Origin of the sequence: Rummeliibacillus pycnus (genome assembly GCF_050459865.1) — a bacterium.
Lineage (GTDB): Bacteria > Bacillota > Bacilli > Bacillales_A > Planococcaceae > Rummeliibacillus > Rummeliibacillus pycnus_B.
The window spans coordinates 1-22,941 of sequence record NZ_JBCMNM010000077.1; the positions used below are offsets into that span (position 1 = coordinate 1).

Consider the following 22,941-nt stretch of genomic DNA (forward strand, 5'->3'; position numbering starts at 1 on the left):
GACGAGACCCCACAGCGAAGCGAGGAGGCTCGTCAGTTCGCCTACGGAAAGCGAAGCTAATTCCACATCATGCAGAAAACAGATTAATACTTATTAATATTTTTAATTAACAAATCTTTTCTCTTAATTGATGTATTGCGGAACAAGATAAAGCTGATCATAACATTTATGTTCTCCTTTTTGAAGAAATCTACAAATAATCCAAGAATCCTGTTTAATTTCTTTTTTTCTAAAAAAATAAGCACAGAATAAAAATTTAGCGTACAATTAAAAGATAAACAGTCCATGAATATACGCAATGGCATCTATCTTGTGCTATACTTATGAATAGTATGCAAAGAAGGATGTGACTGACCTTGGTGCGTAGTATGACTGGATTTGGCAGGGGTGTCACAACAACGGAACAATTGCAGTTAACCGTAGAAATCCGTTCGGTAAATCATCGTTTTTTAGAAATTTCAACAAGATTTCCGAAAGATTGGACCGAAGCGGAAGTATATGCAAAAAAAGTACTCTCTACAAAAGTAGCAAGAGGAAAGTTAGATGTATCCGCCTATGTGAAAGAATTAACACCACTTGGACAAGCTGTGCAAATCAATTGGCCTCTTATCAACGCTTATAAAGAAGCAAGAGAAGAGTTAAGAAAACAGATTCCACTTGAAGAACAATGGTCAATGTCGGAAATTTTAGAGCTAGACCAGGCATTAACATTGCAAGTAAAAGAACTTCCACAAGAAGAAATTGTAAGTGCAGTGAACAAAGCGGTCGAAGTGGCTGCTACAGCTCTTATTCAAATGCGACAAAGAGAAGGTCAGGAATTAGTAGAGACCATTAGAAGTTTTAAAAAGGCTTTAGAAGAGCAAATTGCTATTATTAAAAGTATTTCTCCTCAAGCAGTAGAAAAATATCGTGAAAAACTAGTTGAACGTATAAAGGAAATTAGTCAAGTCGATAATCTAGAAGAGCGCCTTTTAACGGAAGTAGCTATTTTTGCTGAAAAAGCAGATATTGCAGAAGAATTAGATCGCTTAACTAGTCATTTAAAACAGTTAGATGAAACGCTACAAGAGGATACTTCAATTGGTCGAAAACTCGACTTTTTGATGCAAGAAATACATCGTGAGATTAATACAATTGGTTCTAAAAACCAATCAGTCGAAGCAGCTGCTGCTGTTGTTCAAGCGAAATCAATATTAGAGAAAATGCGAGAACAAGTTCAAAATATTGAATAATAGCATCAATTATAGTACGATTTATTATTTGGAACGATGAGGGAGAGTTAATGAGAAGAGAACGTGGATTATTGATTGTTTTATCTGGTCCGTCCGGTGTTGGAAAAGGTACAGTACGGAAAGAATTATTCTCACAACCAGATACGAATTATGAATATTCTATTTCCATGACCACACGTAAGCCACGTGAGGGTGAAGTTGATGGTGTAGATTATTTCTTCAAAAGTAAGGAAGAATTTGAAGCGCTAATCGAAAAAGGTAAATTACTTGAATATGCCCAATATGTGGGTAATTATTATGGAACACCTATTGATTATGTCAATGCAACATTAGATGCAGGTCGTGATGTATTCCTTGAAATTGAAGTTCAAGGTGCAGCACAAATCCGCGAAAAAGTGCCAGATGGCCTATTCATTTTCCTTGCACCGCCTAGTCTTTCTGAATTACAACAACGCTTAGTAGGTCGAGGAACGGAAACAGAAGACGTCATTGCAACACGTATAGCTGCTGCAAACAAAGAATTGGAAATGATGAATTTGTACGATTATGTCGTGGAAAACGATGAAGTACAATTAGCTTGTGAACGTGTCAATGCAATTGTTCTTGCTGAACATTGTAGACGCGAACGTGTAGAAAAACAATATTTAGCTATGTTGAGAGGAGAATAATAGATGTTATATCCATCTGTTGACGTATTAAAAACTAAAATTGATTCAAAATATTCACTTGTGAGCCTTGCTTCTAAAAGAGCTCGCTCAATGCAAGAAGGCAGCCCAGAACAATTATCTTCATATGTTTCAGTTAAAAATGTAGGGAAAGCACTTGAAGAAGTAGCTGCTGGCGTTCTTACTAAAGAAGAACAAGATGAATCAAAAGTTTATGAAGATGAAGTTTAATCGATAATATACGCTGTAGCTTCCAGAGAATATCTTTCTTTGGGAGCTTGTGTTGTTTTGAGAGGAAGAAAAACATGATTGCAAATAAGAACATTTTACTTTGTGTGTCAGGCGGTATCGCAGTTTATAAAGCAGTGCTACTTGTTAGTAAGCTAACACAAGCAGGTGCACATGTGAAAGTAATGATGACAGAATCTGCAACCCGTTTTGTTAACCCTTTAAGCTTTCAAGTCATGTCTAAACATGATGTGTACACAGATACTTTCGATGAAAAGAATTCGGCAGTTATTGCACATATCGATTTAGCGGATTGGGCGGATTTAGTAATCGTAGCTCCTGCTACAGCTAACGTAATAGGTAAGCTTGCTAATGGAATCGCTGATGATATGATAACAACAACCTTACTTGCTACAACTTCAAAAGTCTGGATTGCCCCTGCGATGAATGTTCATATGTATGAACATCCAGCTGTTAAACGTAATATTGCTCAATTAGCGAAAGATGGCTATGAATTTATCGAGCCAGAAGAAGGTTATTTGGCATGTGGCTATGTAGGAAAAGGTCGATTAGAAGAACCTGAGAAAATAGTTTCTTTAGTAGAAAAATATTTTGAACCTAAGAATTTGCCGCTAAAAGGGAAGAAAGTGGTTATTTCAGCTGGACCAACGAGAGAAAGAATTGATCCAGTACGATATTTAACAAACTTTTCTTCTGGAAAAATGGGTTATGCAATGGCAACTGCTGCACAAAAGCTTGGAGCAGAAACGATTCTTGTCTCTGGTCCTGTATCGTTGACTCCTCCAGTTGGTGTAAAAGTAATTCCAGTGGAAAGTGCAGAGGATATGCTACAGGCTATTTTGAAAGAATACAATGATGCAGATATCGTGATAAAAACAGCAGCAGTAGCAGACTATAGACCAAAAAATCCATTTTTCCAAAAGATGAAGAAGCAGGCTGGAGATTCAAGTATTGAGCTCGAACGTACAACTGATATTCTTCTTACATTAGGTGAACGTAAAGAACAACAATTATTGATTGGTTTTGCAGCCGAAACAAATGATGTGTTGAATTATGCTAAGGGAAAACTAGTAAAAAAGAATGCAGATTATATCGTTGCTAATGATGTTTCTAAATCAGATCGAGGGTTTGGTACGGATACAAATACTGTGACATTAGTCGGCAAAGAAGACTTCCAACAGGCATTTGTCCATCTTCCCAAGGAAGAGCTTGCTTTTGAACTATTCACCACCATCTTAAAAAGAGAAGGTATGTGGCAATGATTGCTCAGGTCATTGTCGATGTCTCTGCTTACCCTGTGGACAGACCATTTGATTATATTGTTCCTAGGGAGTTACAAGAATTAGTAGAGGTCGGTTGTCGTGTTAAAGTACCATTTGGTCCAAGAAATGTCCTTGGTTTTATCACAGCAATCCAAGAGCAAACAGATGTGCCGATTGATAAAATAAAACCAATTGCTCAAGTTTTAGATATTGAACCGGTATTAACTGAAGAAATGTTAGAGTTAGCCAAATGGATGACAGTTCACACATTATGCTATGAAATTGATGCACTTCAAGTAATGCTACCATCAGCGTTACGTGCAAAGTATGAGAAGACCATTAAGCTAACAACAGATTTGTCTAATTTACCCGCTGAGTTACAAGCTCTGTTTGGTCAAAAAGAAAAGATTTCATATAAACAAGTTGAAGCGGCTAATCTATTAAAGCCGCTTAAATATTGTATGAAGCAAGGTTTCGTGGAGCAACAAACAATAGTCAAACAACAAGGACATGTAAAAGCTGTTCGCAAGCTGAAAGTAATAGATGATGTTTTTAAATTACAGGAAATTGCTACATCTATTCCAGCGCGTGCTAAAAAACAAGTCCATGTAGCTGAATGGATGGTAGAACATGCTGGAGAAGAATTTATACCACATGAACTTTGTGAAACATTAAAAATTACATCCGCTGTGCTAAATGCAGTTGTTGAAAAAGGGGCAGGACAATATTTTCAAGAAGAAGTTTATCGTGATCCTTTTGCAAAAGAGACAAAAAGTTCTACGGCACTTGCATTAACGGATGAGCAAGACTCTGCATTAGAGCAAATTTTAGAAACAATGAATACTGAGAAAGCAACTACATTCCTACTGCATGGAGTTACTGGAAGTGGTAAGACAGAAGTCTATTTACAAGCGATTCAAGAAGCAATCAATCATGGACAAGAGGCAATCGTGTTAGTACCTGAAATTTCACTAACACCTCAAATGACGGAGAGATTCCGTGCGCGATTTGGTGATTTAGTGGCTGTCATGCATAGTGGATTGTCACAAGGTGAAAAGTATGATGAATGGCGAAAAATTGGTCGTGGTGAAGTAAAAGTAGCAGTAGGTGCTAGATCGGCTATTTTCGCTCCATTTACAAATTTAGGCCTTATTATTTTAGATGAAGAACATGAATCGACATATAAGCAAGAAGATACTCCACGTTACCATGCAAGAGATGTAGCGATTTGGCGTAGTCAATTTCATCAATGTCCTGTCATATTAGGAAGTGCTACACCTTCTTTGGAATCTTTTGCACGTGCGAAGAAAAATGTATATACATTATTAACTCTCTCTAAAAGAGCAAAACACCAATCTTTACCTGTTGTTCAAGTTGTGGATATGCGTGAAGAGCTTCATAGTGGGAATCGCTCTATATTTTCTGCGGGTTTAGCAGATGCAATTCAAGCAAGACTTGATAGAAAAGAGCAGATGGTATTATTTTTAAATCGTCGTGGCTATTCATCTTTCGTCTTATGCCGAGATTGTGGAACAGTTGTTCAATGTAAAAACTGTGATATCTCTATGACTTATCACCGTTCTACTGAGACTTTAAAATGTCATTACTGTGGTTATGAAGAACACGTACCAACAGAATGTCCAGAGTGTCATAGCGAGCATATTCGATTTTTTGGTACAGGTACTCAAAAAATTGAAGTTGAGATTCATAAAGTCTTTCCTGAAGCACGAGTGTTACGAATGGATGTCGATACAACAAGACAAAAAGGTGCTCATGAACGTATTCTAGATGATTTTGGTGCGGGTAAAGCAGATATTTTATTAGGTACTCAGATGATTGCAAAGGGACTTGATTTTCCTAAAATTACGTTAGTTGGAGTATTAAGTGCAGACACTTCATTAAATCTTCCTGACTTTCGTGCAGCGGAGCGAACTTTTCAATTGTTAACACAAGTAAGTGGCCGAGCTGGTCGTCATGATCTACCAGGTGAGGTTATTATCCAAACATATACACCAGAACACTATGCAATTCAATTATCAAAAGAACAACATTATGAACCATTCTATGAACAAGAAATGGCGATGAGACATAAGTTTGCTTATCCACCTTATTATTACGTCGTGCTTATTCAAGTGTCCCATGAAGATGTAATGATGGCGGCTGAATATGCAGGAAAAGCAATGGACTGGTTAAAACTGAAACTATCTCCACAAGTAGGATTAATTGGACCTACAGCAGCTTCCATTAGCCGAATCCAAAATCGATATCGTTATCAATGTTTGATAAAATATAAAAAAGAACCGAATTTAACGGAAACACTACAACAACTTATTCGGATGTATCGTACGGAATGGATCAAAAAAGGTATTCAACTTACGGTTGATTTAGATCCTTCAACCATCTAATTTGTATGACTAGAAAAGAGGTCCCAAATGTTATTAGAAATTGTAAAAAACCCTGCTAAAGTATTAGAAACAAAAGCACTTGAAGTAAAAAAATTTGATGCTAAATTAGCACAATTACTAGATGATATGTATGAAACCATGCTTGAAAATGATGGGGTTGGAATTGCTGCTCCTCAAGTAAATAAAAGTATCCAAGCTGCAGTAGTAGAACTTGGAGAAGAGCGAGATGTTTTAGAACTAATCAATCCTGTTATTGTTGAAATTTCAGCTGATACAGATGTAGATATGGAAGGATGCTTAAGTTTTCCGGATTTATACGGAGATGTCGAACGTCCAATATATGTGAAAGTACAAGCACAGGATCGTAATGGCGAATTGTATGAATTAGAAGCTTACGATTATGATGCTCGTGTTATTCAACATGAAATAGATCATCTACATGGTATTTTATTTGATAAAAAAATAATTAAAACCTACACATTAGAAGAAATAGAAGAAATGTATGCAGAGGAGGAAGAAGAATGATTTCAATCGTCTTTATGGGAACACCAGATTTCTCTGTACCTATCTTAAAAATGCTACATGAAGAAGGATATGATATAAAAGCTGTAGTTACGCAGCCGGATCGTCCAGTCGGTCGTAAACGTGTACTAACACCACCACCTGTAAAAGCAGCCGCAGTGGAACTTGGCTTACCAGTTATTCAACCTGAGCGTTTAAAAGGTTCAGATGAATTACAGCAAATTATTTCTCTAAATCCTGACTTAATCGTAACAGCTGCATTTGGTCAAATTTTACCAAAGGAACTCCTTGATACACCAAGACTTGGTTGTATTAATGTCCATGCCTCATTACTTCCTGCATATCGAGGTGGAGCTCCAATCCATCAATCAGTAATCGATGGTCAAAAAGAAACAGGCGTAACCATTATGTATATGGCTGAAAAGTTAGATGCAGGTGATATGATTGCTCAACAAGCATTACCAATTGAAGAAGAAGACAATACAGGCCTTTTATTTGATAAATTAAGTATCATTGGTCGTGATTTATTGAAAGCAACATTACCTTCAATCATTGATGGCACAAATCAACGAATTCCACAAGATGAGGCCAAAGTAACTTTCGCACATAATATTTCTCGTGAACAAGAGCGCATTGATTGGTCAAAAAATAATACAGATATATATAACCAAGTTCGAGGTTTACATCCTTGGCCAATAGCTTATACAACACAAGATGGGGAGAATGTGAAAATTTGGTGGGCAAAAAAGTCAACTGCTACTCATAATGAAAAACCTGGGACAGTTATTGGGATTTCAAAAAAATTCTTCACAGTGGCAACTGGTGAAGGACAAGCAATTGATATTTTAGATTTACAACCATCAGGTAAAAAGCGTATGGATGCTATCAATTACTTAAATGGTGTAGGGTCTAAATTACAGATTGGGGATCATTTTGAATGAGTAAAAACAAAAATGTTACACCTATTTGGAATGGAAATGTTCGTGATGCGGCACTCACTATTCTACTTGCTGTTGAAAAACAACAAGCATACAGTAATTTGCTATTACACCAAACTATTGAAAAGTATCAAATTGATGCAAAAGACCGGGGCTTATTAACAGAAATAACATATGGTACATTACAAAATAAAATGACGCTTGATTATTATTTAGAGCCATATATTAGAGGGAAACTTGATGATTGGGTACGTTGGTTACTACGATTGTCTTTATATCAAATTGTTTTCTTAACGAAGATCCCAGACCATGCCGCAGTCAATGAAGCTGTTGAAATTGCAAAGCACAGAGCTCGTCATCGAGGAGTTAGTGCTACTGTAAACGGAATTCTACGCTCTATTTTACGTGATGGAATTCGTGACACAACAAATATAGATGATGATGCAAAGCGTCTAGCAATTGAAACGAGTCATCCTGAATGGCTTGTCCGTCGTTATATTGATGGCTTTGGGTTAGAAAAAACAACAGAAATGTTGTTTGAAAATAATCTACCTCCAATGCAAACAGTACGTGTCAATACAACAAAAGCAACAGTTGACGAAGCGTTACGTAGTCTATGGGATGATAAATTTGCTGTTAAACGAAGTGCAGTAATTCCAGAATGCTTATACATCATCGAAGGACAAGCTGCTCGATCAACTGCATTTAAAGAAGGTTTAATTACAATTCAAGATGAAAGCTCTATGTTGCCAGCATATGCTTTAGAAGTGAAACCAGGTATGAGAGTTTTAGATATGTGTGCAGCTCCAGGAGGTAAAACGACACATATTGCTGAAAAAATGAAAAACAACGGTGAACTCATTGCATCTGATTTACATCCTCATAAGATAAAACTAATTCAGCAAAATGCTGATCGCCTTGGTTTATCTATTATTCATCCTCAAGTTTTAGATGGAAGAAAAGCCGATTCAATATTTGATGCGGAATCATTTGATCGAATTTTAGTGGATGCACCATGTAGTGGTCTTGGTGTTATACGTCGTAAACCGGATATTAAATACACTAAAAAAGAAGAGGATTTTGAATCTTTACAAAAAATTCAGCTTCAATTATTGAATACTGCATATACTTTATTAAAAAATGAAGGCAAAATGGTTTACAGTACATGTACAATTGATAAAATGGAGAACAACGGTACTGTTGAAGCATTCTTACAAGCTCATCCTGATATGGAATTATCGAAAGACTCGGAAGTACCAGAAGCATTACAAGCCTTAAAAACAGATGGCATGATGCAAGTCTTTCCACAAGATTTTAGTAGTGACGGCTTTTTTGTTGCTGCTTTCAGAAAAAAAGGAGGATCCACAAACTAATGGATCAAGAAACAAAAATACCAACAAGAGTAAAAGAAGAAAAACCACAGCTTCGTGAATCAATTTATTCGTTATTGCCTGATCAATTACAAGATTGGCTTAAAGAGCATGGTGAGAAACCATTCAGAGCCGCTCAAATTTTTGATTGGTTATATATAAAACGCGTTACAAGCTTCGATGATATGTCAAACCTTTCAAAAAGTTTACGCGATAAATTACAAGAAGAATTCGCATTCAGCACTTTAAATACTTTAATCAAACAAGAATCTCAAGATGGTACCATCAAGTTCTTATTCCAATTACAAGATGGTTATTCAATCGAAACAGTTTTAATGGCCCATGATTATGGCAATTCTGTATGTGTAACAACACAAGTTGGATGCCGAATTGGATGTACTTTCTGTGCCTCTACTTTAGGTGGTTTAAAACGTCACCTTTTACCGGGTGAGATTGTTGAACAAGTTGTCAAAGTACAACAAGCTTTAGATGAAAAAGATCAACGCGTAAGTTCAGTTGTTATTATGGGGATAGGTGAACCATTTGATAACTACGATTCTATGATGCGATTCTTGAAAGTGATTAACCATGAAAAAGGATTAAATATTGGTGCTCGCCATATTACCGTCTCAACAAGTGGTATTATTCCTAAAATTTATAAATTTGCTGATGAACAATTACAAATTAACTTTGCTTTGTCTCTACACGCAGCGAATCAGGAATTACGTCAACAATTAATGCCAATAGCAAAAGCGTACAAATTACCAGAATTAATGGAAGCTGTAAAGTATTATACTGAAAAGACAGGTCGTCGTATAAGTTTTGAATATGGTTTATTTGGAGGTGTTAATGATTCAGTTGCACATGCAGAAGAATTAGCACAACTTGTGAAAGGTATTAAATGCCACGTCAATTTAATACCAGTAAACTATGTTCCAGAACGTGATTATGTTCGAACACCTAGAAATAAGATTTTCGATTTCGAAAAAACATTAAAAAAACATGGTGTCAACGCTACAATCCGTCGTGAGCACGGCTCTGATATTGATGCAGCTTGTGGTCAGTTACGTGCGAAGGAGAGAAAAGAAGAGACAACCCACTAATGAGGTGATACGTTGTGAGGTATACAGTTGTAAGTGATATTGGAAAAAAAAGAGCAGTAAATGAAGATTCGGCAACTTTTATCTCTCGTGATGATTCATACCAGCTGGCTATTATAGCAGATGGTATGGGTGGTCATAATGCGGGCGATGTTGCAAGTCGAATGGCCGTTACACATTTTGAAGAGTTATTTTTGCAAGCAGATTCTGTCCATTTTACGTCTAATGATTTGATTGAAGAATGGTTAATTGAAACTGTCAAAGAACTCAACAAAACGCTTTATCATTACTCATTAACACATGAAGATTGCCAAGGTATGGGGACAACGCTTATTGCAGTACTTTTTGAAGAGAATAATGCAACTATTTGCCATGTAGGTGATAGTCGTGTGTATTTTGTTACTAAGGAAGAAATTCGTTTAGTTACAAGAGATCACTCGTATGTCAATATGCTCGTAGATAATGGTGAAATTAGCGAGGAAGAGGCTGAAAGTCATCCAAAGAAAAACTATATTATTAAATCTTTAGGAACAGAATCTACTATTGAACCTGATAGCTACAAAGTTACACTAGTAGATGGTTCTTATATGTTAATTTGTACTGATGGTTTAAGTAATAAAATTTCAATAAATGAGATGCACAACATTATCATGCAGGATACCACTTTAGAAGAAATAGGCAATCAACTTGTTCAATTAGCAAATGATCATGGTGGAGAAGATAATATTACTCTCATCCTATTATCAACAGATTCTGAGGAGGTGTAGGAATGCTCGTTGGAAAAAGAATCAGTGGACGCTATAAAATTCTCGACGTCATTGGTGGCGGTGGTATGTCTAATGTCTACCTAGCTCATGATATGATTTTAGATCGTGATGTAGCGATAAAAATATTGCATTATAATTTCTCAAATGAACAAGAGATGCATCGTCGTTTTCAGCGAGAAGCTTTGTCAGCCACTAGCCTTACACATCCAAATATTGTAAGTATTTATGATGTTGGTGAAGATGGTGATATGCATTACTTAGTGATGGAATACGTAAAAGGGCAAACGTTAAAACAATACATACAAAATTATGCCCCGCTTGCACCTACAAAGTGTGTGAATATCATGAAACAATTGACTTCTGCAATTGCCCATGCTCATCAAAATCAAATTATTCATAGAGATATTAAACCACAAAATATTTTGATGGATGAAGACGACAATGTGAAAATTACGGATTTCGGCATTGCGATGGCGTTGGAGGATACTTCTTTTACACGGACAAATTCGGTACTCGGTACAGTACACTATTTATCACCGGAACAGGCACGTGGTGGCTCAGCTACAAAAAAATCGGATATTTATTCTTTAGGAATTGTCCTTTATGAGTTATTGACAGGAAAACTACCATTTTCAGGGGAATCTGCCGTAGCTATTGCATTAAAGCATTTGCAATCAGAAACACCATCTGTTCGTGCAATCGTTCCTACTATTCCACAGAGTTTAGAAAATGTTGTGTTAAAAGCTACAGCCAAGGACCCAGTTCACCGTTATGAATCCGTAGAGGAGATGGCTGAGGACTTAGAAACCGTATTGTCCGAAAATCGTAGCCACGATGCAAAATTTAGTCCTCCGATTGATCATGATGTAACAAAACTCATACCTGTCATAAAAGAACAAGAAGTTGAAGTGGAGCAGGATTTACAGAAAACGAAGGCTATGCCTATAAGAGAAAAAGAACCTGATGAAGGGAAAAAACCAGACAAGAAAAAAGCCAAAAAGAAAAATAAGGCTCTTATTTTTGTAGGGATTTTATTGAGCTTATTACTCACCTTTTTAATCATTTTGTTTTTGTACCCAGACTTATTTGATGAGAAGAAATTTGCTGTCCCTGATGTGACAAATAAAGAGGTTGGAAAAGCTATCAATACATTAGAAAATGCAGGATTTGTTATCGGTAACCAAACAAAGCAAGAGTCTGATGATGTAGAAGAAAATCATGTAATCGCAACAACACCCGATGCCGGAAAAGAACGGAAAAAGGGAACGGAAATCGATCTCATTATTAGTGAAGGCCCCAAAAAAGTAGAAACTTCAAATTATGTAGGTCAAAGTATTGAACAGGTTAAATCACTTCTTGAAAAGCAAGGTTTTAAAGACATTAAAATAAACGAAGCTTTTTCTGAAAAAATAGAAGGAACAATTTTGAAGCAATCGCCTTTAGAAGGGGAAAAAGTTATACCAAAGGATACGACTATTGAATTTACTGTTAGTAAAGGTGTCGAGCAAGCAATGGTCGTTAATTTACTTGGGTATAATGAAAATGCCTTGAATACCTATGCGAAAACTTCAGGGTTTAATATCCGTATTAGTAGTGAAAAATATTCTGATACGGTTCCAAAAGGACAAGTCATTTCTCAATCACCAAAAGCTGGTGAAACTGTGAATGTAGGTAGCACAATTGAGGTTGTTTTATCTAAAGGTGTTCAACAAAAACCGGTTAAATCTTATGTCAAATCAATAACAATACCATATGAGCCAGAAGTAGATGGAGAACCTCAACAAGTTCGTATTTATATTCAAGACCGTACACACTCAATTGCTGATATTGATCAAGAATTCCAATTGTATTCAACGCAACATAAACGATTGCAATTTGAAATCGAAAAGGGAGAAAAAGCTATATACCGTGTAGTACGTGACGATAAAATAATCATTGATGAAACAATTTCTTATGAAGATCTAAAATAAGGAGGAAGGGCATGTCAAAAGGCCAAATTCGAAAAGCTTTAAGTGGCTTTTATTATGTCCAAGACGGTGAGCACTTCATCCAATGTCGTGGTCGTGGCGTCTTCCGTAATAAAGGTATATCACCTTTAGTTGGAGATTATGTTGAATATGTAGTTGAAGGAGATAATGATGGCACAATTACAGCGATAGAAGAACGTCAAAATGAACTAATACGCCCTCCTGTAGCCAACATTGATCAAGCGATTCTTGTATTTTCAACAAAGGAACCAGCTTTTAATACAATTTTACTCGATCGATTTTTGGTCGTTTTGGAGTCATTTCAAGTTCATCCAATTATCTGCTTGACCAAGACAGATCTACTAAATGATGAAGAAAAGCAATCCATTGCAAAATACAAATCAGAATATGAAGCAATTGGATACACAATAATTGAAACTTTTAAAGAAGATCCCGATTTATTAGAAAAAATGGCGCCTCTTTTACAAGGGAAAACGACCGTTTTAGCAGGGCAATCAGGTGTCGGTAAATCTTCTTTACTTAACACCATCATGCCATCATTAGCTTTAAAAACAGGGAATATTTCTGAAGCCCTTGGTCGCGGGAAGCATACAACACGTCATGTAGAATTAATAGAATTAGCAGGGGGATTAATTGCTGATACCCCAGGATTTAGTTCATTTGATTTTGAAAGAATAGAAAAAGAAGAATTGACACAATGTTTCCCAGAGTTTTTTGCTTTATCAGATGAATGTAAATTCCGAGGTTGTTTGCATCTAAAAGAACCAAAGTGTGCAGTGAAACAAGCTGTAGAAGATGGGAAAGCGGAACAATATCGTTACGATCACTATTTGCAATTCTTACAAGAAATTACTGATAGAAAGCCGAGGTACTAAATATGATTCAAATTGCACCATCAATTTTAGCTGCTAATTTTTCAAAATTAGCAGCTGAAGTAAAAGAAGTTGAAGAGGCAGGAGCTAAGTTAATTCATATTGATGTAATGGATGGTCATTTCGTACCAAATATTACAATGGGACCAATTGTTGTAGAAGCATTGCGTCCAGAAACGACTCTACCCTTAGATGTCCACTTAATGATTGAAAATCCAGATCAATATATTGAAGATTTTGCTAAAGCAGGTGCCGACTATATTACTGTACATGTGGAAGCATGTCGTCATTTACATCGTACAATTCAATTAATTCGCTCATATGGAGTAAAACCTGGCGTTGTTTTAAATCCGCATACACCTATCGAATCAATCAAACAAATATTAGAAGATGTTGATTTAGTTTTATTAATGACAGTTAACCCTGGTTTTGGTGGTCAAAAATTCATTCATTCAGTTGTACCGAAAATTGCAGAACTTTCTGCTATGATCAAAGAAAAGAATCTTAATGTTGATATAGAAATTGATGGGGGTATCAATTCTGAAACAATCGTTCCATGCGCTCAAGCGGGTGCTACAATCTTTGTAGCTGGTTCTGCAATCTATGGTAAGGAAAATCGCAAAGAAGCATTACAAAGTATTCTAGCAGCCGGAGAACAAGCAATTCGATGACAGTCGTTGTTGTTTGTGCAGGAGGTCCAGAGGAGGAAGTCGTTTCAAGCGATTTCCTCCTTTCTTTCAATGATGCGAAATTTATCGGTGCAGACCACGGGACAATCTACTTATTAAATAGAGGAATTATTCCAGATTTAGCTGTAGGAGATTTCGATTCATTAACATATGAAGAATGGCAAGTGGTACAAGAGCGCGTACCAAATATTGAACGACATATTCCAGAAAAGGACGAGACCGACACAGAATTAGCGATTTTTAAAGCTTTAGCTTATCAACCAACAGAAATTATTTTAATCGGTGTTACGGGCGGAAGACTTGACCATTATGAGGCTAACTTGCACATTTTATATCGTATTCAAAAAATGAATCCGGCTATTCAAATAAAAATGATAAATAATTTAAATTGTTTGCAATTTTTGTGGCCGGGAAAACATAAGATAGTATCAGATCGCTATTTCAAATATTTATCTTTTTTTGCATTTGGTGATGTAGTGAAAAATGTAACATTACGAAATGTTAAATATGAAACAACGGATGAAATAATTGATATAGGGACTACTCGTTTCACAAGTAATGAAATAGTAGGTGAATATGCGTCTATTTCATTTTCTCATGGCATATGTTTAATGATAAGAAGTATCGATGACAAGGAGTGACCAGGTGAAAGTATACACATTTCAATTACCGAAAGTAGTTAGCAGTTTTGCACGTTTTTGTTTACAAATGGTATCAAATGATCCTGCAGATCCGAAGAATGCCACTGCCAAAAAGAAAAAGGGAAAAGAAAAAACGACAGGTTGACAAAAGTCAGCCTGTCGTTTTATTTAGATGAACGATTAAACGCGTTCAACTTTACCTGATTTTAATGCACGAGCTGAAACCCATACACGTTTAGGTTTGCCGTTTACTAAGATACGAACTTTTTGAAGGTTAGCACCCCAAGTACGTTTGTTAGCATTCATTGCGTGAGAACGGTTGTTACCAGACACTGCTTTACGTCCAGTAATGACACATTGTTTTGGCATATTAATTCCCTCCTCATAAAGAAGTTGAAAGATTCATGATTTCACTTCGGTATTTCACATACTTTAATAATTTAACACACACTTTTCGTCATTGCAACTCATTTTGGTAGACTTTCAAGAAAAAAACCTTTACAGTCTATAACTAGACGAAATGATAGGTTTTCTTTTATAATCAAAATTTGTATAGTACAATAGGAGATAGTCAAATGAAATCAGGAGGCATTTTTATGTCAGTAGAATTGAAAAACGAATTCGGTCGTATTGATATCTCTAATGATGTTGTTGCACAAATTGCGGGCGGGTCGGCTATCGAATGTTATGGTATCGTCGGTATGGCTAGTAAACATCAAATTCGTGACGGTTTAACAGATATTCTTCGCAAAGAAAATTTTGCGAAAGGAGTCATCGTACGTCAAGAAGGTGAAGATTTACATATCGATATGTACGTGATTATAAGTTACGGTACTAAAATTTCAGAAGTGGCTTATCAAGTCCAATCAAAAGTAAAATATACACTAGATAAAACACTTGGAATGGCTGTCAATTCAGTTAATATCTATGTGCAAGGAGTTCGCGTAGCGAACGTGTAAGAGGAGGAACTTATTCAAATGAAGTCGTTAGACGGGATTAAATTCGCGGAAATGGTACAAGCTGGATCAAACCATTTAGCACAGAATGCGGAATATGTTGATGCGTTAAATGTATTCCCTGTACCGGATGGTGATACAGGTACGAATATGAATTTATCGATGACATCAGGTGCAAAAGAAACTGCTGCTAATAAGGTATCGAGTATAGGTAAAACAGCTCAAGCGTTATCAAAAGGCTTATTGATGGGCGCTCGAGGTAACTCAGGTGTTATCTTATCTCAATTATTCCGAGGATTCGGTAAAGCAGTTGAAAAAGAAGATGAATTAGATGCGATAAAATTTGCACAAGCATTCCAAAGTGGTGTAGATACAGCTTATAAAGCGGTTATGAAGCCTGTTGAAGGAACAATTCTTACAGTAGCGCGCGTTGCTTCCGAAAAAGCAGTAGAAGTTGCAAAAACAGAACAAGATATTGTTGTAATCATGGAAGCGCTTTTAGCTGGTGCGAAAGAAGCACTCGCTAATACACCTGAATTATTGCCAGTATTAAAAGAAGTTGGTGTCGTTGATAGTGGTGGTCAAGGTTTAGTATTTGTATACGAAGGCTTTATTGCTGCATTAAAAGGAGAAGAAATTCCATCTGCTACGAAAGTAGATTCAATTGAAGACTTAGTCAATGCAGAACACCATAAAGCACAAGATTTTATGGATACTTCTGAAATCGTTTTCGGATATTGCACAGAATTCATGGTCCGTTTTGAAGCTGATAAAAAACCATTTAACGAAGCTGAGTTTCGAGAAGATATGAGTAGATTTGGTGATTCATTACTCGTTATTTCTGATGATGAAGTTGTGAAAATTCATGTACACTCTGAAACACCAGGAGCAGTTATCTCATATGGGCACCAATATGGTAGCTTAGTAAAAGTAAAAGTAGATAATATGCGTCTCCAACACACAGCAATCGTTGGTGAAGATCATCATAAAGAAGAATTAGAAAAGCCTTCAAAAAAAGAAGTGAAAAAACAACCATATGCCATTGTTGCAGTTGCAATGGGTGATGGTGTTGCAGAATTACTAGAGAGTGTTGGTGCTTCATACGTAATAGAAGGTGGTCAAACAATGAATCCTTCTACTGAAGATATCGTCAATGCGATTAAAGAAGTTGGAGCAGAAAAGGTATTGATTCTACCAAATAACAAAAACATTGTTATGGCTGCTGAACAAGCAACTGAATTATTAGATATTGATGCTGCTGTTGTACCGACAAAAACAATTCCACAAGGTATGTCTGCTATTCTTGCGTTTAACCAAGATTTATCAGTTGAAGAAAATAAAAAACATATGACCGAAGCATTTTCAAATGTAAAATCAGGCCAAATTACATTTGCAGTACGTGATACTTCAATTGATGGAGTAGAAATTCATAAAGATGATTATATGGCTATTAAAGATGGTAGCATTATCCAAGCAACACCTTCTTTAAAAGTAGCATCTGAATTACTTGTAAGTGACATGATTGACGAAGATTCAGAAATTGTCACTGTTTTATATGGTCAAGATGTAGAAAAAGAAACAGTAGATGAGTATATTGAATTTATCGAAGGCAAATATCCAGATGTTGAAGTAGAAGTTCATAATGGTAAACAACCATTATACCCATACATTATTTCTGTAGAATAATTGATAATAACACCCGAAGGAAAACGACTGAGAGAGATATTTCTCAGTCGTTTTTATATTTGGGTACAATATGTCAAAGATATGGGAAGAATTCGAAAGCATCTTTTAGATGATCTTTAAATTGAAATGAACAAATTTAATGCTGGTACATGGATAAATAATCAAAAATAGTAACAGATTAAAAGTGGAATCTATGCAAAACTAAAATATTTGGTTATACGAGAATATTCGTGTAATATTAGTTTGAATAAATACTAATAAAGTCTGGGGAGAAACTATGAAATTTACATCCGTTTTTGATATTATTGGTCCTGTTATGATTGGTCCTTCTTCGTCCCATACTGCTGGTGCTGCTCGAATTGGACGTGTCGCTAGAGATTTATTTGGTCGGCAACCTAAGTGGGCTAAGATTCACTTATATGGCTCTTTTGCTGAAACGTACAGAGGGCATGGAACAGATGTAGCGATAATCGGAGGATTACTCGATTATGATACTTTTGATGAAAGAATTAAAACTGCTTTTAAAGATGCCGCAGATGCAGGCTTAACATATGAATTTATTACAGAAACAGATCATACAGATCACCCGAATACAGCAAGAATTATAATTGGAGATGACGAATTGGAAATGTCAATGGTTGGTATTTCAATTGGTGGTGGTTCGATTGAAATTACTGAACTAAATGGTTTCCCACTTCGTTTATCAGGTGGTATGCCTGCTATTTTAGTTGTCCATGACGACCGAGCAGGATGTATTGCGAATGTAGCCAATAGTCTTGCTAAGCATAGTATTAATATTGGTCATATGGAAGTTTCACGTAAAGAACGAGGCAATATGGCTTTGATGGTAATAGAGGTTGACCAAAATATCGATCATTCAATTTTAGAAGAAATAGAGCAACTACCGAATATTACGAAGGTCACTCGTATTAAAAACTAGGAGGAATAGCAGATGGAAGTATTGTTTCGTAATGTTAGAGAATTGGTAGAACGTGCTGAACGAGAAAATAAACTAATCTCTGAAATAATGATAGAGCAAGAAATTTTAATGTCAGAACGTAGCCGAGATGAAATTATGGAACAAATGTCGCGCAACCTTACAGTTATGGAAGAAGCCGTAGAAAGAGGTTTAAATGGTGTTCATTCAGTTACAGGTTTAACAGGCGGAGATGCTGTTTTACTACAAAAATATATTCAATCTGGTAAAGGTTTATCAGGTGACTTATTATTAGATGCTGTAAGTAAGGCTGTAGCAACAAACGAAGTAAATGCCGCTATGGGAACAATATGTGCAACACCAACAGCGGGATCTGCTGGTGTAGTACCAGGCACCCTTTTTGCGGTCAAGAATAAATTGAATCCAACAAAAGAACAAATGATTCGCTATTTATTTACAGCTGGTGCATATGGCTTTGTAGTGGCAAATAATGCTTCTATTTCAGGTGCAGCTGGTGGGTGTCAAGCAGAAGTAGGTTCAGCTGCCGCTATGGCTGCAGCATCAATCGTTGAAATGGCTGGTGGCACACCTGCACAAAGCGCACATGCCTTTGCTATTACATTAAAAAATATGCTCGGACTCGTATGTGATCCAGTAGCAGGATTGGTAGAAGTACCATGTGTGAAACGTAATGCGATGGGGGCTGCAAATGCAATGGTAGCTGCAGATATGGCATTAGCTGGTATTACAAGTCGTATTCCAACTGATGAAGTAATAGGAGCTATGTTCCGTATTGGGCAAACAATGCCTGTAGCTTTAAAAGAAACTGCACAAGGTGGCTTAGCAGCAACACCAACAGGAAAAGCACTAGAAGCGAAAATATTCGGCGGAGCCGTGTTGCAACGTGACTGATTTATTGCAGCCAGTAACTGAGCTTAAAGGTGTTGGGAAAACATCTGCTGAAGCGATGAGTATGATGGGAATTGAAACGCTAAAAGACTTAATTTTAACATTTCCATATCGTCATGAAGATTTCCGATTAAAAGATTTAGCGGAAACTCCACATAACGAACGCGTTACAGTAGAAGGTAGAATTGAAAGTGAACCAACAGTCCTTTATCTAGGCAAAAACAAATCTCGTTTACAAGTTCAAATGTTAGCAGGGCGTCATCTTATAAAAATTGTTTTTTTTAATCAAGGTTACTTACGTAATAAACTTACCCTTGGTACAATAGTGACCGTTACTGGAAAATGGGATAGAGGACGTCAAGTGATTAATGGCAGTAATGTTACATTTGGACCGAAAACAGATCAAGCTGATTTTGAACCTGTATATAGTTTAAAAGGGAAGCTTACACAAAAGAAATTTCGTCAATTTATGCGACAAGCATTAGACGAAGCGAAAGAAGAACTTCCAGATTCTTTGCCGAAACAGTTAAGAAATGAATATAAATTACTATCCATACAGGAAGCTTTAGAAGGTGTGCATTTTCCGGAAGATGGAAATCATGCAAAACAAGCTAGACGTCGATTTGTTTATGAGGAATTATTACAATTCCAATTGAAAATTCAAGCATTAAGAAAAACACGTCGTGAAGAAGAACATGGAATTGTCATTCACTTTAATCTGCAAAAAGTTAGAGAATTTATTGCTTCATTACCATATGAGTTAACAAATGCACAAAAACGTGTTGTCAATGAAATTTCGAGGGATTTATTAGTGCCACATCGCATGAATAGATTACTTCAAGGAGATGTGGGTTCAGGTAAAACGGTTGTTGCGGCAATTGGACTGTATTCGGCTGTGACAGCGGGGTATCAAGGGGCACTAATGGCACCGACTGAAATTCTGGCAGAACAACATGCCGCTTCACTTGACGAATGGCTCAGACCTTTTGGAGTGGAAGTGGCATTACTTTCGGGCTCTATTAAAACAAAAGCTAGACGAGAGCTTTTAGAGAGATTAGCAAATGGAGAAATAGATGTTGTAGTTGGTACACATGCATTGATTCAACCTGATGTAACATTCCAAAAATTAGGTTTTGTAATTACGGATGAGCAACATCGTTTTGGTGTGGAGCAACGAAGAATATTGCGTGAAAAAGGAGAATGTCCCGATGTTCTGTTTATGACTGCAACACCCATTCCACGAACATTATCTATCACAGCATTTGGCGAAATGGATGTTTCAATTATTGATGAAATGCCGGCAGGACGCAAAAAAATCGAAACCATTTGGGCTAAACATGAACAATTCAATCAAGTTCTTTCTCAAATAGGGAAAGAACTTGCTGCAGGGCGTCAAGCGTATATTATTTGTCCTCTAATCGAAGAGTCAGATAAACTAGATGTACAAAATGCGGTTGACGTATATCAACAGTTGGCAACATTATTTAAAGGTAGATTCAAAGTGGGACTTATGCATGGTCGATTATCTGCGAATGAAAAAGATGAAGTTATGCGTGCATTTAGTGAAGGTAAGCTTGATGTATTAGTTTCTACTACAGTAGTTGAAGTAGGTGTCAATGTTCCAAATGCAACATTTATGGTTATATATGATGCAGAAAGATTTGGACTAGCACAATTACATCAATTGCGTGGACGTGTAGGACGAGGTGAACATCAGTCTTATTGTGTTTTAATCGCTGATCCAAAAAGTGAGGAAGGCAAAGAAAGAATGATTTCGATGACGGAAACAAATGATGGTTTCCGATTAGCAGAAAAAGACTTAGAACTACGAGGACCTGGGGATTTCTTTGGTAAAAAACAAAGCGGATTACCCGAATTTAAAATGGCAGATCTTGTACATGATTATAGAACGTTAGAAGTGGCAAGACAAGATGCAGTTAAAATCATCGAATCCGATGCATTTTGGCATGATGAAGACTATAAAGTGTTACGACATACTCTTCAATCATCTGGTGCTCTTGATGGAGTAAGAATCGATTAACAAATGAGGATGTAGGTATGTCTAAAAAACAATACTTGCATTCTCTTTTTTTAATTTATATACTGATATTAGTACCAAGTGCTAATATTAAGGGGCGACGAAGAATAATATGAAGTACTCAAAGAAAGAACGACAACTATTATTGCAGCAAACCATTCAAGAAAACCCATTCGTCACAGATGAACAGCTTGCTACAAAGTTTAAAGTTAGTGTTCAGACGATAAGACTGGATCGTATGGAGTTATCCATTCCAGAATTGCGTGAACGAATAAAAGATGTTGCGGCTAATAATATTGAAAATGAAGTAAAAACTTTACCCATAGATGAAGTTATTGGTGAAATTATCGACATTGAATTGGATGAACGTGCTTTATCAATCTTTGATGTTGGAGAAGAACACGTCTTCCAAAGAAACCGCATTGCAAGAGGACATCACTTGTTTGCCCAAGCGAATTCTTTAGCAGTTGCCGTTATTGACGATGAGTTAGCTTTAACAGTACATTCTGATATTAATTTTTTGAAACCAGTAAAAGCAGGTCAACGTGTAGTATCTAAAGCAGTAGTTACGGGGAAAGATAATGAACGAAACCGTACGTTTGTCACCGTTACATCTACAGTAGATGGAAACACAGTTTTTACAGGACAATTTGAAATGTATCGCACGAAAGGTAAAGGTGACATATAAATGAAATTAGCAGTAGATGGTATGGGTGGGGACAATGCGCCACAAGCCATTATAGAAGGTATTTATCAAGCATTAGAAGCATCTAATGATTTAGAGATTTTACTATACGGCTCAAAAGAAAAAATGCAACCCTATTTAAAAGATTTAAGTCGTATTACTGTTATCGATTGTCAAGAAGTAATTAAAGGTACAGACGAACCTGTACGTGCTGTACGCCGTAAAAAAGATGCTTCGATGGTAAAAATGGCAGAAGCTGTTAGTAACGGCGAAGCAGATGCTTGTATTTCAGCTGGAAATACAGGTGCACTGATGGCGGCAGGTTTATTTATTGTCCATCGGATTGAAGGGATTGATCGTCCAGCATTATCTACAACGTTACCAACTTTAGATGGTAGTGGTTTTGATATGTTAGACCTAGGAGCAAATGCTGATGCGAAACCAGAAAATTTAGCTCAATATGCAATTATGGGAAGCATCTATGCACAACAAGTACGAGGTATTAAAAATCCTACAGTAGGATTACTGAATATCGGTACTGAAGATAAAAAAGGAAATGACCTGACAAAACATGCATTCACTTTATTAAAGGAAGCACCGATCAATTTTATCGGTAATGTTGAAGCGCGTGAACTTTTAAACCATGTTGCGGATGTCGTTGTAACAGATGGTTTTACAGGTAATATGGTATTAAAAACAATTGAAGGAACAGCAGGTAGTGTTTTCAAAATGATGAAAGAAGCATTTATGGCTTCTACGAAATCCAAAGTAGCTGCGCTTTTAATGAAAAATAATTTAAAAGAATTAAAAAATAAAATGGATTACACAGAATACGGTGGTGCAGCATTATTTGGCTTAAAAGCACCAGTGATTAAAGCACATGGCTCATCCAATGCAACTGCGTTTGCCAGTGCAATTCGCCAATCACGTAAAATGGTTGAATATAATGTAATTCCAACAATCGATAAAACGATTAGCGAAGTTCGCCAAAATGAACAATAATCAAAAAATCTTTAATCGTTATATACAA

The 22,941-nt window shown here is 36.5% G+C and carries 23 protein-coding genes; 22 read left to right on the forward strand and 1 reads right to left on the reverse strand.

Annotated features, from left to right (window positions below; all coding sequences use genetic code 11):
* The first annotated feature begins 356 nt into the window (after window positions 1-356).
* From ABE048_RS15300 to spoVM, 15 genes are all read left to right on the forward strand, one after another.
* The gene (locus ABE048_RS15300) at window positions 357-1,232 is read left to right on the forward strand and encodes a YicC/YloC family endoribonuclease (RefSeq protein WP_430312132.1); all 876 of its coding nucleotides are present in this window, start codon (window positions 357-359) and stop codon (window positions 1,230-1,232) included.
* A 50-nt stretch (window positions 1,233-1,282) separates the two neighbouring features.
* On the forward strand, window positions 1,283-1,900 hold the full coding sequence (gmk, locus tag ABE048_RS15305; protein WP_430312133.1) for a guanylate kinase: 618 nt from the start codon (window positions 1,283-1,285) through the stop codon (window positions 1,898-1,900).
* A 3-nt stretch (window positions 1,901-1,903) separates the two neighbouring features.
* Window positions 1,904-2,128 carry a DNA-directed RNA polymerase subunit omega gene (rpoZ, locus tag ABE048_RS15310; protein WP_430312134.1) on the forward strand — a complete coding sequence of 75 codons (225 nt, stop codon included), beginning with the start codon at window positions 1,904-1,906 and terminating at the stop codon, window positions 2,126-2,128.
* 74 nt (window positions 2,129-2,202) lie between these two features.
* Window positions 2,203-3,408, forward strand: a complete 1,206-nt coding sequence (coaBC, locus tag ABE048_RS15315) for a bifunctional phosphopantothenoylcysteine decarboxylase/phosphopantothenate--cysteine ligase CoaBC (protein WP_430312135.1) — start codon at window positions 2,203-2,205, stop codon at window positions 3,406-3,408.
* Window positions 3,405-5,813 (forward strand): primosomal protein N', encoded by a 2,409-nt coding sequence (gene priA / locus ABE048_RS15320; RefSeq protein WP_430312136.1) that lies wholly within the window; start codon window positions 3,405-3,407, stop codon window positions 5,811-5,813. The genes coaBC and priA overlap by 4 nt, the downstream gene beginning before the upstream one ends.
* A gap of 27 nt (window positions 5,814-5,840) precedes the next feature.
* On the forward strand, window positions 5,841-6,338 hold the full coding sequence (gene def, locus ABE048_RS15325; RefSeq protein WP_430312137.1) for a peptide deformylase: 498 nt from the start codon (window positions 5,841-5,843) through the stop codon (window positions 6,336-6,338).
* Window positions 6,335-7,276 (forward strand): methionyl-tRNA formyltransferase, encoded by a 942-nt coding sequence (gene fmt, locus ABE048_RS15330; RefSeq protein WP_430312138.1) that lies wholly within the window; start codon window positions 6,335-6,337, stop codon window positions 7,274-7,276. The genes def and fmt overlap by 4 nt, the downstream gene beginning before the upstream one ends.
* On the forward strand, window positions 7,273-8,646 hold the full coding sequence (rsmB, locus tag ABE048_RS15335; protein WP_430312139.1) for a 16S rRNA (cytosine(967)-C(5))-methyltransferase RsmB: 1,374 nt from the start codon (window positions 7,273-7,275) through the stop codon (window positions 8,644-8,646). The genes fmt and rsmB overlap by 4 nt, the downstream gene beginning before the upstream one ends.
* Window positions 8,646-9,746: a 23S rRNA (adenine(2503)-C(2))-methyltransferase RlmN gene (gene rlmN / locus ABE048_RS15340; RefSeq protein WP_430312140.1), complete on the forward strand. Its 1,101-nt coding sequence runs from the start codon at window positions 8,646-8,648 to the stop codon at window positions 9,744-9,746. Before rsmB ends, rlmN begins: the two co-directional genes overlap by 1 nt.
* A 14-nt stretch (window positions 9,747-9,760) precedes the next feature.
* Window positions 9,761-10,510, forward strand: a complete 750-nt coding sequence (locus ABE048_RS15345) for a Stp1/IreP family PP2C-type Ser/Thr phosphatase (RefSeq protein ID WP_430312141.1) — start codon at window positions 9,761-9,763, stop codon at window positions 10,508-10,510.
* Between the two features lie 2 nt (window positions 10,511-10,512).
* Entirely contained in the window at window positions 10,513-12,480 is a 1,968-nt protein-coding gene (gene pknB, locus ABE048_RS15350; RefSeq protein ID WP_430312142.1) for a Stk1 family PASTA domain-containing Ser/Thr kinase, read from the forward strand.
* A gap of 11 nt (window positions 12,481-12,491) precedes the next feature.
* Complete coding sequence (gene rsgA, locus ABE048_RS15355) at window positions 12,492-13,373, forward strand: ribosome small subunit-dependent GTPase A (RefSeq protein ID WP_430312143.1); 882 nt, start codon at window positions 12,492-12,494, stop codon at window positions 13,371-13,373.
* A 2-nt stretch (window positions 13,374-13,375) separates the two neighbouring features.
* Window positions 13,376-14,041 carry a ribulose-phosphate 3-epimerase gene (rpe, locus tag ABE048_RS15360; protein WP_430312144.1) on the forward strand — a complete coding sequence of 222 codons (666 nt, stop codon included), beginning with the start codon at window positions 13,376-13,378 and terminating at the stop codon, window positions 14,039-14,041.
* Window positions 14,038-14,700 carry a thiamine diphosphokinase gene (locus ABE048_RS15365; RefSeq protein ID WP_430312145.1) on the forward strand — a complete coding sequence of 221 codons (663 nt, stop codon included), beginning with the start codon at window positions 14,038-14,040 and terminating at the stop codon, window positions 14,698-14,700. The genes rpe and ABE048_RS15365 overlap by 4 nt, the downstream gene beginning before the upstream one ends.
* A gap of 4 nt (window positions 14,701-14,704) precedes the next feature.
* Entirely contained in the window at window positions 14,705-14,845 is a 141-nt protein-coding gene (gene spoVM, locus ABE048_RS15370) for a stage V sporulation protein SpoVM (RefSeq protein WP_430312146.1), read from the forward strand.
* Between the two features lie 35 nt (window positions 14,846-14,880).
* On the opposite strand, the gene rpmB is transcribed toward spoVM, so the two are convergent.
* Window positions 14,881-15,069: a 50S ribosomal protein L28 gene (rpmB, locus tag ABE048_RS15375; RefSeq protein ID WP_397537474.1), complete on the reverse strand. Its 189-nt coding sequence runs from the start codon at window positions 15,067-15,069 to the stop codon at window positions 14,881-14,883.
* 227 nt (window positions 15,070-15,296) lie between these two features.
* Here rpmB and ABE048_RS15380 point away from each other — a divergent pair, with 227 nt between their 5' ends.
* The 7 genes from ABE048_RS15380 (at window position 15,297) to plsX (ending at window position 22,913) form a co-directional block, all read left to right on the forward strand.
* Window positions 15,297-15,659, forward strand: a complete 363-nt coding sequence (locus ABE048_RS15380) for an Asp23/Gls24 family envelope stress response protein (protein WP_430312147.1) — start codon at window positions 15,297-15,299, stop codon at window positions 15,657-15,659.
* Between the two features lie 18 nt (window positions 15,660-15,677).
* Window positions 15,678-17,342: a DAK2 domain-containing protein gene (locus ABE048_RS15385; protein WP_430312148.1), complete on the forward strand. Its 1,665-nt coding sequence runs from the start codon at window positions 15,678-15,680 to the stop codon at window positions 17,340-17,342.
* A gap of 277 nt (window positions 17,343-17,619) precedes the next feature.
* On the forward strand, window positions 17,620-18,282 hold the full coding sequence (gene sdaAB / locus ABE048_RS15390; RefSeq protein ID WP_430312149.1) for an L-serine ammonia-lyase, iron-sulfur-dependent subunit beta: 663 nt from the start codon (window positions 17,620-17,622) through the stop codon (window positions 18,280-18,282).
* 12 nt (window positions 18,283-18,294) lie between these two features.
* The gene (sdaAA, locus tag ABE048_RS15395) at window positions 18,295-19,191 is read left to right on the forward strand and encodes an L-serine ammonia-lyase, iron-sulfur-dependent, subunit alpha (protein WP_430312150.1); all 897 of its coding nucleotides are present in this window, start codon (window positions 18,295-18,297) and stop codon (window positions 19,189-19,191) included.
* Complete coding sequence (recG, locus tag ABE048_RS15400; RefSeq protein WP_430312151.1) at window positions 19,184-21,229, forward strand: ATP-dependent DNA helicase RecG; 2,046 nt, start codon at window positions 19,184-19,186, stop codon at window positions 21,227-21,229. The genes sdaAA and recG overlap by 8 nt, the downstream gene beginning before the upstream one ends.
* 109 nt (window positions 21,230-21,338) lie before the next feature.
* Window positions 21,339-21,914, forward strand: a complete 576-nt coding sequence (fapR, locus tag ABE048_RS15405; protein WP_430312152.1) for a transcription factor FapR — start codon at window positions 21,339-21,341, stop codon at window positions 21,912-21,914.
* Window positions 21,915-22,913, forward strand: a complete 999-nt coding sequence (gene plsX / locus ABE048_RS15410) for a phosphate acyltransferase PlsX (RefSeq protein ID WP_430312153.1) — start codon at window positions 21,915-21,917, stop codon at window positions 22,911-22,913.
* Window positions 22,914-22,941 lie beyond the last annotated feature (28 nt).

What these genes read in the sequence shown, in the direction of transcription:
- rlmN (WP_430312140.1), top strand. Translation starts at nt 8,646, where the DNA reads ATGGATCAAGAAACAAAAATACCAACAAGAGTAAAAGAAGAAAAACCA.
- rpmB (WP_397537474.1), bottom strand. Translation starts at nt 15,069, where the DNA reads ATGCCAAAACAATGTGTCATTACTGGACGTAAAGCAGTGTCTGGTAAC.
- rsgA (WP_430312143.1), top strand. Translation starts at nt 12,492, where the DNA reads ATGTCAAAAGGCCAAATTCGAAAAGCTTTAAGTGGCTTTTATTATGTC.
- fapR (WP_430312152.1), top strand. Translation starts at nt 21,339, where the DNA reads ATGAAGTACTCAAAGAAAGAACGACAACTATTATTGCAGCAAACCATT.
- ABE048_RS15385 (WP_430312148.1), top strand. Translation starts at nt 15,678, where the DNA reads ATGAAGTCGTTAGACGGGATTAAATTCGCGGAAATGGTACAAGCTGGA.
- def (WP_430312137.1), top strand. Translation starts at nt 5,841, where the DNA reads ATGTTATTAGAAATTGTAAAAAACCCTGCTAAAGTATTAGAAACAAAA.
- fmt (WP_430312138.1), top strand. Translation starts at nt 6,335, where the DNA reads ATGATTTCAATCGTCTTTATGGGAACACCAGATTTCTCTGTACCTATC.
- sdaAB (WP_430312149.1), top strand. Translation starts at nt 17,620, where the DNA reads ATGAAATTTACATCCGTTTTTGATATTATTGGTCCTGTTATGATTGGT.
- rpe (WP_430312144.1), top strand. Translation starts at nt 13,376, where the DNA reads ATGATTCAAATTGCACCATCAATTTTAGCTGCTAATTTTTCAAAATTA.
- priA (WP_430312136.1), top strand. Translation starts at nt 3,405, where the DNA reads ATGATTGCTCAGGTCATTGTCGATGTCTCTGCTTACCCTGTGGACAGA.
- gmk (WP_430312133.1), top strand. Translation starts at nt 1,283, where the DNA reads ATGAGAAGAGAACGTGGATTATTGATTGTTTTATCTGGTCCGTCCGGT.
- pknB (WP_430312142.1), top strand. Translation starts at nt 10,513, where the DNA reads ATGCTCGTTGGAAAAAGAATCAGTGGACGCTATAAAATTCTCGACGTC.
- ABE048_RS15380 (WP_430312147.1), top strand. Translation starts at nt 15,297, where the DNA reads ATGTCAGTAGAATTGAAAAACGAATTCGGTCGTATTGATATCTCTAAT.
- ABE048_RS15365 (WP_430312145.1), top strand. Translation starts at nt 14,038, where the DNA reads ATGACAGTCGTTGTTGTTTGTGCAGGAGGTCCAGAGGAGGAAGTCGTT.
- rpoZ (WP_430312134.1), top strand. Translation starts at nt 1,904, where the DNA reads ATGTTATATCCATCTGTTGACGTATTAAAAACTAAAATTGATTCAAAA.
- sdaAA (WP_430312150.1), top strand. Translation starts at nt 18,295, where the DNA reads ATGGAAGTATTGTTTCGTAATGTTAGAGAATTGGTAGAACGTGCTGAA.
- rsmB (WP_430312139.1), top strand. Translation starts at nt 7,273, where the DNA reads ATGAGTAAAAACAAAAATGTTACACCTATTTGGAATGGAAATGTTCGT.
- coaBC (WP_430312135.1), top strand. Translation starts at nt 2,203, where the DNA reads ATGATTGCAAATAAGAACATTTTACTTTGTGTGTCAGGCGGTATCGCA.
- plsX (WP_430312153.1), top strand. Translation starts at nt 21,915, where the DNA reads ATGAAATTAGCAGTAGATGGTATGGGTGGGGACAATGCGCCACAAGCC.